Raw genomic sequence first — 15287 nt, 5'->3', positions numbered from 1 at the left:
TTTACCGTGAAATGGATTGTTTGTATCAGGCAATCTCTTTGCGAAAACAGCAGTAAACAGCAAAAAACCCCCGTCCCCATGGGACGAGAGTTGTTCTCACGTGTTACCACCCAAATTCCCTGTACCCTTACGGGTAACAGGCTCATCTGCCGTCATCCGGCCGTCCATTAACGCTGGCTCACGCCGCTCCTTTACGGCAGCCTTCCTACCCGGACTGCAGCGCTCAAAAGCGGATCCTCCAAGACCATTTTCCGAAATTCGCCAAGACCGGTTTCCAGCTGCTCCGGCTCTCTGTTCAAGGCAAGATTTCCGTACTTATCTCTTCCTCGGATATACCTATAATTTCTTACATTTTAATCAAACGGGCTGCGGCGTGTCAAGATGAGCCGCGGTCCGTAGAATGGCTATGACCAAAAGACAGGATGCATTCCGTACCATATCCATTAGGATACCCCACAAAACGCTATTTCTCTGTCCATGAAGACGATACCTTATCCTTGTGCGGCGGAACCATATCAATGCCGCCTGGATGAAACGGATGGCATCTTGCTATTCGCTTGGCCGCCAGCCAGGAGCCCTTGAGCGCGCCGTGCACCTCAATCGCTTCAAGAGCATAGGCCGAGCAGGTTGGATAGAATCGGCAAGTCGCCGGTTTCAACGGAGAGATGAATTTCCGATAGAAGTGTATCGGCACCTTCACCACCCTGCGCGCTGTGCTCATGCCCGGCTATCCCGCTTTCCTGCACTGGCTGGTGAAGTTTCATTATCCGCATTGTCCTTGCCGCAGTCCCGGCAGTAGCCGAACACTTCGAATTTATGCTGAACCACCTGGAAATCATCCGGCGCATCGGTCAGCTGCATCGGGCAAAACGTAATCGGGTACGTCTTCTGGCACTGCAGGCAGATCATGTGATGATGATGATGCTCTTCGCTGCAGCGTCCTCGAAACTTGATGCCTTCCTCGAACACAACCTGCTCCAATACGCCAAGCTCGTACAATACCCTAAGATTCCGATAGACCGTATCGAAGCTCAACCCGCTGTACTTCCGGCCCATATATTCGTACACATCCTTGGCCGTTAAATAGCCAGGATGTTCCCCAAACAATTTGGCAAGTGTCTTGCGCTGATCAGTAATGCGCAGCCCATGTTCCGACATGGCGTCGATGATCTGTTCCGTCGTAAGCATACGGAGGTAACCTCCTCTACTTGAGAATACTCTCTTCTTATAATGCCTGAAAAATAAGATAGCGTCAATGAAAGCGGTTGTGTGTAGGCTAAACGCCTGTAAGGTACTTCACCTATGGAAGGCAAAAGCCTGGGATATGACGTGATCCCTGGGCAAGAACCAACAAAAAGGACAGCCCTAGCCATGTTCTGGCTAAGAAGCTGTCCCATTGCAATACATGATGAATGGATTAGTTCTTTAATTGCGGAAGCGGCTGGAGCAGGATGTTGACTGGCAGACTGCTTCCCGGTGCCGCCGTAAACAGGATTTCCACGGTCTGCTCGTAATTCCCCGTACGATAGAGAACGGCAGCTTCATTCGGCGCAGATACGGCGCCTCCGCTTGTATTCGGCGTCTGAATGATATTTCCGTTCACCATCATCGCACCCATGTACTTGCCTCCGCGCGGATTCAGCGTGATCAGCGTATTGGGTGCTACGCGGTGCAGCTTGATTTTGTACAGTACACCGAAGTTCCCGGCATTGGATTGATATGAACCGTTAATGCCGTCATACCCTTCCAGATTCGGATCGTTTGTCTTGTCGCCGAGCGCGAGCCGGGTAGGCGTGTCGCCAACCAAGTCATAGGATTCAATGATCCGTGTCGAGTCCGGATACGTTCCCCGGTTATGAACGCCATCGCTCGGATGGAGCTTCAGGTAAGGCAGCTTTTGAATCGGATCCTTGGCTTCATCAATCATGATGACATCATATCGGATCGGCGAGTCCGAATAGAGATCAGCAAACATGGAGAGCACCTGCTGATTCTTCAAGGTTTGCGCGCTCAAGTCTTGCAAAATGATCCGGCTTTCCCCAGGGGCGAGCGAGATCGTCTTGAATGCATCCGCTGACTGCATGGACTCGAGGTAACGCTGGACAGCCGCTTTACCCGTGGCTGTCGGGATATTGATCGGACCGCCCAAACCGGTATACTCGGTGGTCAGACGCGCCGTCATCGTGTTGATGTTGGTGGCGACGACATACATCTTCATATTCTTCCCGGTAGCGTTCAAGTGGTGAATCATGAATCGCGTGCTGGCATTGCCGACCTCACGGTAAACAATACCCTCTTGATAGACGGTTTCCGGAGAGTTGCTGCGAATCAACAGATACGGTTCGGAGCTTCTCGTAATCGGCATCAGTTTCCATGTCGGCACAGCTGATCCGTCAAAGGTGTATTTGTCGCCGATGCCCGTAAATAATTGATTGAATTGATCGCGCGTATACATCACTTCACTCGTTACGTTGATGATCTTCTCGTATGAGCTGGTCGCTCCATGTTTATCGGTAACAATCAGCAGCACCTTATGCGTTCCTGCCGTAAAAAAGGCCTGATCATTGTTTTCCCACTTATACGTAAGCTCATCGCCAGGATCGTTGTCATAACTCATATTCATGTACGTTATTTTCTCACCGATCTTATATTCCTGTTTGTCCGTTTCGAACATGGCAACAGGCGGCGTATTCGGAGCGGATACTTGAATGCTCAATATATACGGTTCGCTCCACTCCCCGCTGGAATCCTGTACCGAGTAGGTAACCGTATGCACACCGGGTTCGTCAAAAATCTCTTCCCGGCCTTCCCAATGCTCGTCAACAATAGCCAGTCCCGTCGGCGAATAAGCATTCGTCTTATACGTAACCGTTGTTTGTCCGGCAAGAATCTCGCCAGGCTGCACCGTGAAGGAAGCTACCGGCTTTGAGCTCAGGCTAAGGATAACCCGTTTGTTCGGCTGATCCACCCGATAACTAATGTCCAGCGCCTGTGTAATGCTGGTCAGCGGCACCATGAATGTATTGTTGGACTGATAAGCCGGTCCCTTCATTGATTTTCTGACCCCGTTCACGGTGTATACGCTGCTGTTCGTCTTAAAACGAAGCTCATCGTTACCGCGGATAATAATCGTTTCCTTTGTCTTTCCGTCATAGGTCAGCTTCAGGCCGACACGATCAACGAGGGAGCGAATGGCAACATAGGATACGCCATTCTTGACTGCCATTGGCTGACCTGCCGTATACGCTTTCCCGTTCTGATACATCTTGTTGCTGTTCATCATCAGGATGAGGTCATTCGGACCCAGGTTCGGTATGTTCGGAACCTCGCTGCCCGATCCCCCGCCGTTATTTCCAGACTGTTCGCCGTTATCGTTGCCGCTGCCCATACCGGATAAATCGAGTATAACCTTCTTCTCGGATTGGTTCACCTGGTATGGAATATCAAGCGCTTGCGTGATCGCGGTTAACGGAACCATAAACACATTGCTGCTCTGGTAGGCAGGGCCTTTCATCGGACGAACCTGTCCGTTGACTTTATAATGACTGCTTCCTGTCGTAAACCGAAGTTCATTGCCATCCTTAAGGATGATGGTTTCCTTCGTTTTGTTATCGTAAGACAGCTTCAGTCCTGCACGTTCAACCATGGCGCGAATGGCGACATAGGATACCCCTTGCTTCACAGCCATCGGCTGACCCGCTTTGTATTTCTTGCCGTTATGGTACATCACATTGCTGTTCATCAGCAGCACAAGTTCGTTAGCCGAAACATGGGAAGTGCTGACTTCGGGCTTGTCTCCGGATGGGCTGCCCTCTTCGTTCTCTGATACCTCATTATCGGAAGGATCGCTATCCGTTTCCTCCTGCTCCTGCTGTTCATTTGGGGCAGAAGGTTCGGCATTCGGATCGCTAATCGTGCCTTCAATTGAATCAGAAGGTGTTTCCTTTGGCGTTGCCGATGTTTCCTCCGCTTGCTGCATGTCCGTCTGTTGTTCTCCACTCTGCTGGCCTTGTCCTTCCACCGGGGACTGCAGCGCTGATTGGCTATTTAGCGCCGAAGCTGTAATATCCGGTGATTCAGCTGCCGCGGGAAATGCCATGGATACCTGTGCCGCGGCAAGGACTGTAATCATCGAGATTCTCTTGAAATTCATTCTCTACTCCTTTAAAACACTCAGTATAGTCGGTCTGCCTCTATTGGACATACTATTAGACGCGAAGTTTCCCGAAAAGTTGCTCAGAAATGGCTGGAAAATAGGAAAACCGGAGCATTCCTGGGCAGGAAGACTCCGGTTTGAGCAACCCTTATTTAATTGTTGACATAGTCCTGATTACCGCTCCAACCTAGCGGATAAGCCTCGCTGATCCCTACCGGGAGCTTACCCTCTGGCGTAACCTGTCCTATCAAGACGCCCGCGGCTGCATTCATGTAATAAGGTGTGTTCTCGTAGCTGCACACATACGTCGGAACCGGGGGAAGATCATTGATATCATAAGGATTACGGGTAGCGACGATAACAAGTGCCACATCCTCAAGTTCAGCCAGCTTGTTCACCAGCTTCTGCTGGCCGGCGGGAAGATGGCTCTCGGAAGTGTACGTAGCTACAACAATCTGTTTATATCCTTGGGCTGCCTTAACCGCCTGCTCGACCTCTTCATCGGACATATCCGTTCCGACACGCAGATCGTCTGCCTGAACCCCGTAACTTCTCAAGGCATCCCCTAAGGTGTAGCTTTTGCTCCATGCTTCATCCACCTGGGTTGCCTGAAGCAGTTCAGGCCAGATCACAGCGACGGCTTGCTCCGGCTTAAGAGGCAGCTGCCCTTCGTCTTTCACCAGCGTGATGCCTCTGCCTGCGATTTGAGCCAGCAATTGTTTGGTCTCTTCCGCCACCTCGCCAATCGGATAGACCGGAAGCTCCTCTGCGAGCTTCGCATTACGCTGCTTAAGCGCCAATATCCGCTCTACAGCCGTATCGATCAGATCCTCTGAAAGCCTTCCGCTGCGGACAGCCTCAATGACGGCCGTAATCCCCGCCGTCTGCTCAGATAGATTATGGCTGACCAGTACGCAGTCCGCACCCGCTGCGATCGCGCGTATCGCGCCCTCCGGAATGCCGTACTCCTTAGAGATCGCATGCATCTCGAGGCAGTCCGTTATGATCAGTCCTTCAAACCCCATCTCTTCCCTCAGCAACCCCGTTAACACGGCATGAGAAAGCGTTGCCGGCAGATCACTCGACTCTATGGCCGGGAAACTGACGTGAGCCGTCATGATGGCGTCCACACCGTTTCGGATCGCTTGCGCGAACGGATACAATTCCACGCTACGAAGCCGTTCCAGATCATGCGGTACAGAAGCCCGCCCGAGATGTGAATCGACGCTCGTATCGCCATGTCCCGGGAAGTGCTTGGCCGTAGCGGATACGCCTTCTTCCTGATATCCCTTAATGGCCGCAGTCCCAAGCGCGGCAACAGCTTGGGGATCTTCGCCGAAGGAACGCACACCGATGACCGGATTACGAGGATTGTTGTTCACATCGAGGCAAGGAGCGAAATTCATGTTCACCCCGAGTGAACGCAATTCGCGCGCCCCGATTTGCGCTACCCTGTACGAATCCTCCGCGCTGCCCGCTGCTCCAAGCGCCATATTTCCCGGAATGCGGCTGATGCCTTCATGATCAATCCGGGCAACCATACCGCCCTCCTGATCTATTGAGATCAGAAGCGGGAACTTTTGGCGGTCCGATGCGAGCTGCTGCAAGGACTCTGACAGTTCGGCAAGCTGAGGCAGCGTTTTCACGTTCCGGCGAAAATAGCAGATGCCCCCGACCTGATATTGTTCAATCAGTATTTTGGCGTGCTCATTCGGTGTCAAGGCGTTGAAGCCGCATATAAACATTTGTCCTACCTTTTGTTCTAACGATAAATCTGCTGCCGTCCATTTCATTGATCTCATACCTACTTTCTATCCATTTAAAGGACTTTGCAAGTCATGCGGGATTGATCTTGTGATGACTGGATCAGCCTGCATAGGCCCTATCAAAACCTATACCGTTGCCTCCCCGGACATTTCCCGGAATTCAGATGGCGTCATGCCGGTGGCTTTTTGAAATACCTTGGTAAAATACCGCCGCTCATGATAACCGACAAAGGAGCCGATCTGCGCGATGTTCTTGTCGCTGTTCACTAACAGGAACTTGGCCGCCTCCATCCGCTGTCTCGTCAAATACTCTACGAAGGTAAGTCCGACATGGTTCTTGAACAATAAACAGAAGTAACTGGAGCTGATCCCTAAATGCTCCGAAAGCTCCTCAATCCCCAAATCCTGTCCCATATGGGTATTGATATACTCCAGAGCAGACGTTACCAATTGCTCCGGCGATTTCTTAACGGCTTCAGGATTCGGAGCCTCGTCGATTAGCGAAACGGTACTGTAATACTTCTCTTTCGCCCTCTTCTTGCGGATCTCCTCCCCGATTTCCCGAATCTTCATCTCAAGCTCACCGTAATGAATCGGCTTGCTGATATAATCCTTGACGCCCAGCTTAATCGCTTCCCGGGCATATTCAAACTCCTGATATCCCGTTAACAAAAAGATTTCCGCCCGGCTTCCTTTCTCCCGAATCTTCGTAATAAAGGTCAGTCCGTCCATGACGGGCATCCGGATATCACACAGAATCAGATCCGGGTTATACTGATCCGCTACTTCAAGTGCTTCCATCCCGCTTCGGGCAAGTCCGACAACCTTCATGCCCATCTCTTCCCAAGGCAGAACCTTGCTGAGATTGTTCAGGATGGGAGCCTCATCGTCAACTAATAATGCCTTCAACATGCTGCCCTTCCCCCCTGTCATAATTGGGTATGACGCATTGTATAACGGTGCCGCCGGGGCGGCTTGAGCATATGAATAAACCGTAATAATCCCCGTACTGAATGCGAAGCCGGTCAGCCACGCTCCGCAGTCCAAGTCCCCGTCGTTCCTGGTTCACTTTGAGATTATGCATTGTCGTCTGTTCCGATCCGTTATCCTCGGACACCATATATTCAAACATGGACAACTGCTCAGAGGTCATGCCGAGCCCGTTATCCTCTACCCGAATCATGACATTACCGAGTTCCTTCCATGCAGAGATGCGTATCCATCCTGTATAAGAAATCCCTTCAAAGCCATGCTGTATGCTGTTCTCAACCAGCGGCTGCAGCGTCAGCTTCAAGATACGGCTGTGCATAAGCTCTTTCGGCACGTCAATCTCGTATTCGAACAGGTCCTCGAACCGAAACTTCTGGATTTCAAGGTAGCTCTGCAAGTGCTTGATTTCTTCATCCAGCGTAATTTCTTCCTTCTCCTGTATACTGATCCGCAAGATGCTGGCAAGCCGGTATACCATTTCGCTGACCTTGCGTCCTTCATTCTGTACAGCGAGAACGTTGATCGATTCCAAAGTGTTAAAGAGAAAGTGCGGCTTGATCTGCGCTTGCAGCACACGCATCTCCGCGTCGGTCTTCTGCCTCTGCTCCTTTTTGATCTGCGCAAACAGATTGTTGATCCGGTTCATCAAATTGTTGAACCCTTTCGACAGCAGCAGCAGCTCATCCTCTCCCTTCTCTTCAACTCTCGCATTCAAATCCCCATCTTCCACGCGGCGCATAAACCGTACGATGACAGCGATCGTCCCGGTAATCCGATTCATAAACAGACGGTTGAACACAATCGCCGTAACCAGACAGAGGCCCATAATGACGAAGAACCACTTGGCAAAGGAAGTCACCTCTTGTGAGAGCGAGTCCCAGCTGGTCACCGAGACGAGATTCCAGCCGTAATCATTCAGATGATAGATGGAGACAATATTCTCCTTGCCGTTAAACTTGGCTTTAAAACTTTGGTAGCCTTGCTTAAATTCAACGTCATGCTTCATATATTGACTAATATTTTGGCCATCCATATCGTTATTTGGATCAAATAAAATGAAGCCATCATTGTTGACCAACATAAACGATGTATTCTGCAGATTGTTAGGCAGTGTCAGATGACGGAAAATCTCTTCAAACTCCCACCTCTTGATCTGGACGACCAGGATCCCCAGCTTGCGGAGTGTCGTCACGTCCTTAATCAGCCTGATCTGGGTGAATACCGGCTCCGCCCCCGTCAATTCCGGAAATTCGTGCGGAGCCAGCCATTTGGGGATTCCGTTAAGCTGCACAACCTCTTCGTATAAAGGACTGTTCTTAAACTGCTCGTAAGGCAGCGTTCTGAAATCCTCTTTACTGAATATCGGAATCGGTGATGACTCTTTATTGAAATGATATAAAAATGCATAACTGATGGCTGGGTGATTGTATAGTAGATTCCGAAAGTTTCGCTGTCTGTCGTTCAGTTTCAGCTGTTCAGCATTGGATTCCTTAATCAGGTTTTGATCATCGGGATTCTTGGCATTCAGCGCCATGGCAAAGACGGAGGTGGCAATCCCGTTATCCGTGACATACTCCATCTCCTTGAACACGCTCAGAATGCTGTAGCTGATCGCTTTTAGCGAATATTCAGCCTGCTGGCTGTATTTTTTCTCAATCGAATTGTACGTAATAAAGAATGTAAATAGGCCCAGCACAAATAACGGAATAATAATAAGCCCCAAAAAGGCCGTGAATAGTTTGTTCCGCAAATTCATACGCATGCTCCTGCTCCTGGTATTACCCCTTGACACTTCCTGCGGTGACGCCTTCAATGATCTTCTCTTGCAGCACGGCATAAATGATAAGGACCGGCAGCACGCTGAATACGATACCCGCAGACATTTGTGCGTAGTTCATATTGTAGGCGTCCCTGAATCCGACCATTCCGACAGGCAGCGTTCTCAGTTCATCATTCGATAGGAAATAGTTAGCAAGCAAGAATTCGTTCCAGTTACCCAGGAAGTTGATAATAAATACGGTAACGATGGCCGGAACGGTCAGAGGTAAGATAATTCTAGCAAACAACCCTCCGGACCTCAATCCATCAATAACCGCGGCTTCTTCGATTTCACCGGGCAGCGACCGCATGAAGGCAGCCAGTATAATAACCGAGAACGGGATGGCATTGGCAACATATGGCAGAATCAGGGCCATATGCGTGTTCAAAATATCCAACTGCCTCATCATGCCGTATATCGGCAGCATAAGAGAGTTATTTGGAATCAGCATACCTATCAAAATACATTGAAAGACAATCGCGCTGATCCGGTTGTATCTCATCCGCGTCACGGCAAAAGCCAGCATCGCCGCAAATAGAATCGACAAGCAGGCTGACAGCACGCCGATGTATAAGCTGTTCCAGAAATACGTGCTAATTTTGGCGCTCACCCATGCATTCACATAGTTATCAAATACCAACGTGCTTGGCAAACCAAATGGGTTCGTAGCAATGGACTGGTTATCCACCTTCACGGAAGAGAACAGGACGAACAGGAATGGATACAGTATAACGAGCAAGTAGGCCATCAGAAAAATGTGCGGGATCAGTTTCTTTATTGCTCTCATCAGTATTCAATCCTTTCGTTGCGTCTTGCGACCAGCACCTGGTAGAGCACCGTTACAATAATCGTAAAGAGGAAGATCAGCACGGCGATCGAATTGCCAAAGCCATGCTTGAAGCTCGTAATTGCATATCGAATCATATATGTCGCCATAACGTCGGTTGAGCCGGCCGGCCCGCCCTTGGTCATAACCAGAATAATGTCCGCCGCTTTCATGGCTCCCGCGATCGACAGCATGATCACAACAGAGATAATTGGCATAATTAAGGGAAGCGTGATTTTGGTTGCTCTTTGGACGCCTGTCGCTCCATCAATTGCCGCAGCCTCATCAAGCTCCTTCGGTATGGATAAAATTGCGGCAAGCACCATCACGATGTAAAAGCCGGTCCATTGCCATGCGTTTGTGATCAGGATGGCCATCATGGCCCATTTGCGATCCGATAACCAATAGATGGGTTCAACGCCAACCAGCCCTAAAATCTCATTCATCAGACCAAAGTCCGGATTGTAAATGAATCCCCATAAAATGCCGATGACAGCCGTCGACATGATGGACGGCGCGAAAACCGCTGTTTTATAAAGCCCCTTCAAACGCTTCACGTTTGCGATTAAAAGGGAGAAGATTATGATCGTCGGAACCTGGATCAAACAGGAAAAGAGAATGAAATAAACGTTGTTCCTGACAGCCTTCCAAAAAGCATCGTCATTCAAGGCTGTTACATAGTTATCGAACCCAATATACTTCACATCTTTGGAGATGCCGTTCCAGCTCGTAAAGCTGTTGTCAAACGCAGTAAAGATCGGGTATATGAAAAAAGCCAGAAACAGCAAGAATGCCGGCAGCACAAAAACGATGTAAATCAGAGGATTTCTCAGCGCTTTGTTCATGGTAACCTCCGTATTTATGTCTGATGTTGTTTAGGCGAAAGGGCACCCCCATGTACCGCAGCGGGTGGTGCCCTTCCGTCTAGGATTGTAGTTATTCCTCTGAAGCATTGGCCGCTTCTTGCGCTGCCTGCACATTCTCGAGCATCTTCTCGGCATCAAGCTCGCCGCCGATGACTTGCTGAATTCCCATGCTCAGTGCGGTGTTCACGTCTGCTTGAACAAGTGCATCAAAGGCAGGGAAGGATTTGTTGATCTCACTTACGCCTTTGAAAATGTCTTGCATAAGCGGATCGTCCGAAGTGGAGTTCATGGTGGCCAGATCCATCTTCATCGCCGGCAGTACACCGTCTTCTTTCAGTCCGCGAAGCTGCATTTCATCTGTCCACATATTTTTGATGAATTCTTTAACCGCCTGAAGTTTGCGAGGATCTTCCGCAACCGCTGCCGAGAATCCATATCCGTTGTTTGCGTCCTGCATGACAATGACAGGGTCGCCTTCATTAACCGGAGGCAGATTGAAGTATCCGACCTTACCTACCATGTCACCCGCTTGAGCCGGATCTCTAAATACGGAGTTCGCCCATGATCCGTCCATCATCATGATGGCTTCGCCGGTAATCATTTGGTTTCTCATGTCCGCATATTCGAAACCGAGCTCGCCTTTTTTGAAGTACCCTTTCTCAACCCATTCTTGGTGCTTCTTCACACCTTCAACGACTTTCGGATCCGTCCATTTCGTTTCTCCGGTCTTGAAGCCGTAAGTAACCTCTGGCCCCGCGTAATAGCTCCACAAGTTATTCGTGGTCATGAGTGGAATCCAAGCATCCTTGGAGGATTGCGCGAACGGAATCTTGCCGTCGGCTTTGATGGTTTCGGCAATTTGCTCTAATTCAGCCAATGTTTTTGGAACGCTCAGCCCTTTTTGCGTGAAGTAGTCCTTGTTATAGAAAATACCTTCGATGGAACCGCCAATCGGCAATCCGTAGATCTTGCCATCATGTGTGAACGGGTCTAGCGTCGTAAATTTGTCTTTAATGCCCAGTTCATCCAAAATCGGAGTCAAATCGAGCATCAAGCCTTCTTTGGAATATACGCCTGCATCGGGGCTGCCGAACACATCGAACACTTCCGGCGGCTTACCGGCTGCCATCTCGCCTCTCAGCTTCTCTTTACGGTTCACTTCAGAGTCTACAGCGTCCAGCTTGATTTTCAGTCCTGGCACCGCCTCTTCGGTCTTACTGACCACATCGTTCAGCAATGCGAGACGGAACTTCTTGGATTCACCAACTTGCGTATGGCGGATGGTGATTTCAAACGGCTCATTGCTTACCGTTCCTTCCGAACCACCTGACGGCTTCTCTGCTGCCTTGTCACCGCCGCCGCACGCAGACAAAAGCGTGGATGAGACGAACAGAAGCGACATTAATAATGCCAGACCCTTTTTCTTCATTGTCTTTGACCCTCCCGAAGTGTTTGTATATTTGATAGGCACTTTCCTTACATCTTCATTATAGAAAGCGATTGCATATTTCGATAGGTCGACATTTTTCTATCCAAGGGATAAAATCCTCTACAAAGAACAATAACCCTTCCATTAATAGGAAAGGTTATTGTTATTAATCATAACATATTATGTTTAGTATTAGGCAGCTGAAATCATTACTGGACAGTCTCTATGTTCTCGGGTATTTCGCCAATCAACCGGTAAGCGCGTGCCACTTCCTCTTCGGATGGTGAAGGAACGCCCTCTAATGGATAAGCCATGCCGAGCTCCTTCCATTTATACACGCCCATCTGATGATATGGCAAGATTTCGAATTTCTCGACGCCGTGCAGCGTCCGAATAAATTGACCTAACTCAATCAAGTCTTCTTCGCTGTCATGGATGCCCGGCACATATACGTGCCGGACCCACATGCTCCGACCATGTTCGGACAGCCAGCGGGCGGTCTTCAACGTCCGTTCATTGGACTTCCCGGTGAGCTTGATATGCTTCTCGTCGTTGATATGCTTCAGATCCAGCAGCACCAAGTCGGTATGCTCCAGCAATTCCGATATTTTCTCCGGTTCATTATAGCCGTTGCTGTCCAGCGTCGTATGCAAATTCCAGCGTCGCTTCACTTCCTTGAACAGCTCCGTGACAAAAGGATACTGCAATGTCGGCTCACCGCCGGAGACCGTTAACCCGCCGCCCGATGAACGGTAGTAGCTCAGATAAGGCTCAATCTCTGCCAATACGTCATCTACCGTCATCTCGCGTCCTTCATGCAGTCCCCAGGTATCCGGATTATGGCAGTATTGACACTTCAAGAGGCAACCCTGCATGAAGAGCACAAAGCGGATACCCGGACCGTCCACCGTTCCGAACGTTTCTATGGAGTGTACATGACCTTTTAGCATGGTGCGTCATCCTTTCCGTATCCGCTATGGTAGTCTTCCATCCTTACATCGATCCGTGGAACGTACGGTTGATGACGTCAAGCTGCTGTTCGCGCGTCAGTTTGACGAAGTTGACCGCATAACCGGATACCCGGATCGTTAACTGCGGATAATTCTCCGGATGCTCCATCGCATCCATCAGCTGCTCCCGGTCAAATACGTTGACGTTCAGATGGTGCGCTTTGCTGCCAAAGTAACCGTCCAGCATCGCAACCAGGTTGTTCACGCGGATATCACTTTCCTTGCCAAGAGCTTTCGGTACGATCGAGAACGTATTCGAGATGCCGTCAAGACTGTCCTCATATGGCAGCTTGGCCACGGAGGTCAGCGAAGCGAGAGCTCCCTTCTTATCGCGTCCGTGCATCGGATTCGCGCCCGGCGCAAACGGCTCGCCTGCCTTACGTCCATCCGGCGTGGTTCCTGTCTTCTTGCCGTATACAACGTTCGACGTAATCGTGAGCACCGATTGGGTTGGCATGGCATCACGGTAAGCCTTGTGCTTGCGAATCATGCTCATGAAGGCCTCGACCAGTTCAACGGCGATGCTATCCACGCGATCATCGTTGTTGCCGTAGCAAGGGAACTCGCCCTCGATTTCAAAATCCACCGCAATCCCTTGCTCGTTGCGTACCGGCTTCACCTTCGCATATTTAATTGCGCTCAGTGAATCCGCTGCTACGGACAAGCCTGCAATGCCGCATGCCATCGTGCGCAGGATATCCCGGTCGTGAAGCGCCATCTCTATCCGTTCATAGCTATATTTGTCATGCATGTAATGGATAACATTGAGCGTATTCATGTAGAGCTTCGCAAGCCATTCCATCATCGGCTTGAATCGCTTCATGACTTCATCATAACTCAGAACTTCCGCGGTGATGGCCGGATATTCCGGTCCAACCTGGGCGCCGGATTTCTCATCTCTACCGCCGTTAATCGCATAGAGCAGCGCTTTGGCGAGGTTTGCTCTGGCTCCGAAGAACTGCATCTGCTTTCCGATGCGCATCGCGGATACGCAGCAGGCGATGCCGTAATCGTCTCCGTAGATTGGACGCATAAGATCATCGTTCTCGTATTGAATCGAGCTGGTTTCGATCGAAACTTTCGAACAATATTTTTTGAAGGCTTCCGGCAGCTTCTCCGACCATAGCACCGTCAAGTTCGGTTCCGGAGCAGGTCCCAAATTGTACAGGGTGTGCAGGAAACGGAAACTATTCTTGGTCACTCTCGTCTCACCGTTTACCGACATGCCCCCGATGGATTCCGTTACCCACGTCGGATCCCCGCTGAACAGCTCGTTATAATCCGGCGTACGCAGGAATTTCACGATCCGAAGTTTCATTACGAAATGGTCGACCAGTTCCTGGGCTGTTTCTTCCGTCAGCTTGCCTTCAGCCAGATCCCGTTGAATATAAATATCAAGGAAAGAAGATACCCGGCCAAGCGACATCGCAGCGCCATTCTGCTCCTTGATTGCGGCCAAATAACCGAAATACAGCCACTGGAATGCTTCCTTCGCCGTATTCGCAGGTTTGGAAATGTCATAACCATGCATAGCCGCCATTTCCTTCAGTTCCTTGAGCGCCCGCATTTGTTCAGACAATTCTTCCCGCAAACGGATGATCGGCTCATCCATCGCATCCACTTCAAGCTCGGCGAGTTCTCTCAATTTGTCCTGGATCAGCGCGTCCACGCCGTATAACGATACTCTGCGATAGTCACCGATGATACGTCCACGGCCGTAAGCATCGGGAAGACCCGTAATAATCCCGGCCTTGCGCGCTGCTCTCATCTCAGGAGTATAGGCATCAAACACGCCTTGGTTATGCGTTTTGCGTATACCGTTGAAGATGTCCACAACCGCCTGCGGCATTTCAAAGCCGTATGCGTTGCACGCATCAATCATCATCCGGATCCCGCCGAAAGGCTGGATCGAGCGTTTGAACGGCTCATCGGTCTGAACGCCGACAATCTGTTCTTTATCCTTGTCCAAATAGCCAGGTTGATGGGAGGTGATGGTTGATGGTGTATGGACATCCACATCCAGAACCCCGCCGTTCTCCCGTTCCTTCTTGGTTAAATCCGATACGATATCCCACAGTGCTTTGGTGTTATCCGTGGGTCCCGCCAAAAATTCATCAGTGCCATAATAGGGAGTAACGTTCTCTGCAATAAAATCATTAACGTCAATTCGCTTGGTCCATTTACCTGATTTAAAACCTTTCCAGCCTGCTTCTTTTTCAATCACCGACATATTGAATCCCTCCTAGATTTGCTGGGGCTTGCAAGGACAGGCGGGGCCACACCTTGATCTGTCTCAGATCTTTAATGTGATTATTTTCACGATCAATGGTGCCACTACCCCGCCTTGTGCCTTCAAGCTTCTATATCAAAGATCTGAGATTCAGCTTCCATCTACACCTTTATTGTAGTCCTGTTGATCTCCTGC

The 15287-nt window shown here is 50.0% G+C and carries 11 protein-coding genes; all 11 read right to left on the bottom strand.

Annotation, left to right across the window (positions count from 1 at the left end; all coding sequences use genetic code 11):
• Nucleotides 1-463: 463 nt before the first annotated feature.
• Nucleotides 464-721, bottom strand: a complete 258-nt coding sequence (yidD, locus tag AK95_RS31305) for a membrane protein insertion efficiency factor YidD (RefSeq protein ID WP_071223828.1) — start codon at nucleotides 719-721, stop codon at nucleotides 464-466.
• Nucleotides 718-1188 (bottom strand): Fur family transcriptional regulator, encoded by a 471-nt coding sequence (locus tag AK95_RS31300; RefSeq protein ID WP_071223827.1) that lies wholly within the window; start codon nucleotides 1186-1188, stop codon nucleotides 718-720. Before AK95_RS31300 ends, yidD begins: the two co-directional genes overlap by 4 nt.
• A 229-nt stretch (nucleotides 1189-1417) precedes the next feature.
• Nucleotides 1418-4153, bottom strand: a complete 2736-nt coding sequence (locus tag AK95_RS31295) for a stalk domain-containing protein (protein ID WP_071223826.1) — start codon at nucleotides 4151-4153, stop codon at nucleotides 1418-1420.
• 155 nt (nucleotides 4154-4308) lie between these two features.
• The gene (nagZ, locus tag AK95_RS31290; protein ID WP_071223825.1) at nucleotides 4309-5949 is read right to left on the bottom strand and encodes a beta-N-acetylhexosaminidase; all 1641 of its coding nucleotides are present in this window, start codon (nucleotides 5947-5949) and stop codon (nucleotides 4309-4311) included.
• A 99-nt stretch (nucleotides 5950-6048) separates the two neighbouring features.
• Complete coding sequence (locus tag AK95_RS31285; RefSeq protein ID WP_071223824.1) at nucleotides 6049-6834, bottom strand: response regulator transcription factor; 786 nt, start codon at nucleotides 6832-6834, stop codon at nucleotides 6049-6051.
• Entirely contained in the window at nucleotides 6812-8668 is a 1857-nt protein-coding gene (locus tag AK95_RS31280) for a cache domain-containing sensor histidine kinase (protein WP_071223979.1), read from the bottom strand. The genes AK95_RS31285 and AK95_RS31280 overlap by 23 nt, the downstream gene beginning before the upstream one ends.
• A 22-nt stretch (nucleotides 8669-8690) precedes the next feature.
• On the bottom strand, nucleotides 8691-9518 hold the full coding sequence (locus tag AK95_RS31275; protein ID WP_071223823.1) for a carbohydrate ABC transporter permease: 828 nt from the start codon (nucleotides 9516-9518) through the stop codon (nucleotides 8691-8693).
• Nucleotides 9518-10402 (bottom strand): carbohydrate ABC transporter permease, encoded by an 885-nt coding sequence (locus tag AK95_RS31270; RefSeq protein WP_071223822.1) that lies wholly within the window; start codon nucleotides 10400-10402, stop codon nucleotides 9518-9520. The genes AK95_RS31275 and AK95_RS31270 overlap by 1 nt, the downstream gene beginning before the upstream one ends.
• A gap of 91 nt (nucleotides 10403-10493) precedes the next feature.
• A complete protein-coding gene (locus AK95_RS31265) occupies nucleotides 10494-11852 on the bottom strand; it encodes an ABC transporter substrate-binding protein (protein WP_071223821.1) in 1359 nt (452 codons plus the stop codon).
• Between the two features lie 209 nt (nucleotides 11853-12061).
• Entirely contained in the window at nucleotides 12062-12802 is a 741-nt protein-coding gene (pflA, locus tag AK95_RS31260; protein WP_071223820.1) for a pyruvate formate-lyase-activating protein, read from the bottom strand.
• A 43-nt stretch (nucleotides 12803-12845) separates the two neighbouring features.
• Nucleotides 12846-15092 (bottom strand): formate C-acetyltransferase, encoded by a 2247-nt coding sequence (pflB, locus tag AK95_RS31255; protein WP_071223819.1) that lies wholly within the window; start codon nucleotides 15090-15092, stop codon nucleotides 12846-12848.
• Nucleotides 15093-15287: the final 195 nt, after the last annotated feature.

The sequence above is a fragment of the Paenibacillus sp. LC231 genome, from assembly GCF_001860525.1.
Lineage (GTDB): Bacteria > Bacillota > Bacilli > Paenibacillales > Paenibacillaceae > Paenibacillus_AQ.
This window is presented reverse-complemented; position numbering and strand designations above follow the sequence as displayed.

Coding starts and splice junctions, on each gene's coding strand:
- AK95_RS31300 (WP_071223827.1), bottom strand. CDS start 1,188: ATGCTTACGACGGAACAGATCATCGACGCCATGTCGGAACATGGGCTG.
- pflB (WP_071223819.1), bottom strand. CDS start 15,092: ATGTCGGTGATTGAAAAAGAAGCAGGCTGGAAAGGTTTTAAATCAGGT.
- AK95_RS31280 (WP_071223979.1), bottom strand. CDS start 8,668: ATGAATTTGCGGAACAAACTATTCACGGCCTTTTTGGGGCTTATTATT.
- AK95_RS31265 (WP_071223821.1), bottom strand. CDS start 11,852: ATGAAGAAAAAGGGTCTGGCATTATTAATGTCGCTTCTGTTCGTCTCA.
- pflA (WP_071223820.1), bottom strand. CDS start 12,802: ATGCTAAAAGGTCATGTACACTCCATAGAAACGTTCGGAACGGTGGAC.
- AK95_RS31285 (WP_071223824.1), bottom strand. CDS start 6,834: ATGTTGAAGGCATTATTAGTTGACGATGAGGCTCCCATCCTGAACAAT.
- yidD (WP_071223828.1), bottom strand. CDS start 721: ATGAGCACAGCGCGCAGGGTGGTGAAGGTGCCGATACACTTCTATCGG.
- nagZ (WP_071223825.1), bottom strand. CDS start 5,949: ATGAAATGGACGGCAGCAGATTTATCGTTAGAACAAAAGGTAGGACAA.
- AK95_RS31295 (WP_071223826.1), bottom strand. CDS start 4,153: ATGAATTTCAAGAGAATCTCGATGATTACAGTCCTTGCCGCGGCACAG.
- AK95_RS31275 (WP_071223823.1), bottom strand. CDS start 9,518: ATGAGAGCAATAAAGAAACTGATCCCGCACATTTTTCTGATGGCCTAC.
- AK95_RS31270 (WP_071223822.1), bottom strand. CDS start 10,402: ATGAACAAAGCGCTGAGAAATCCTCTGATTTACATCGTTTTTGTGCTG.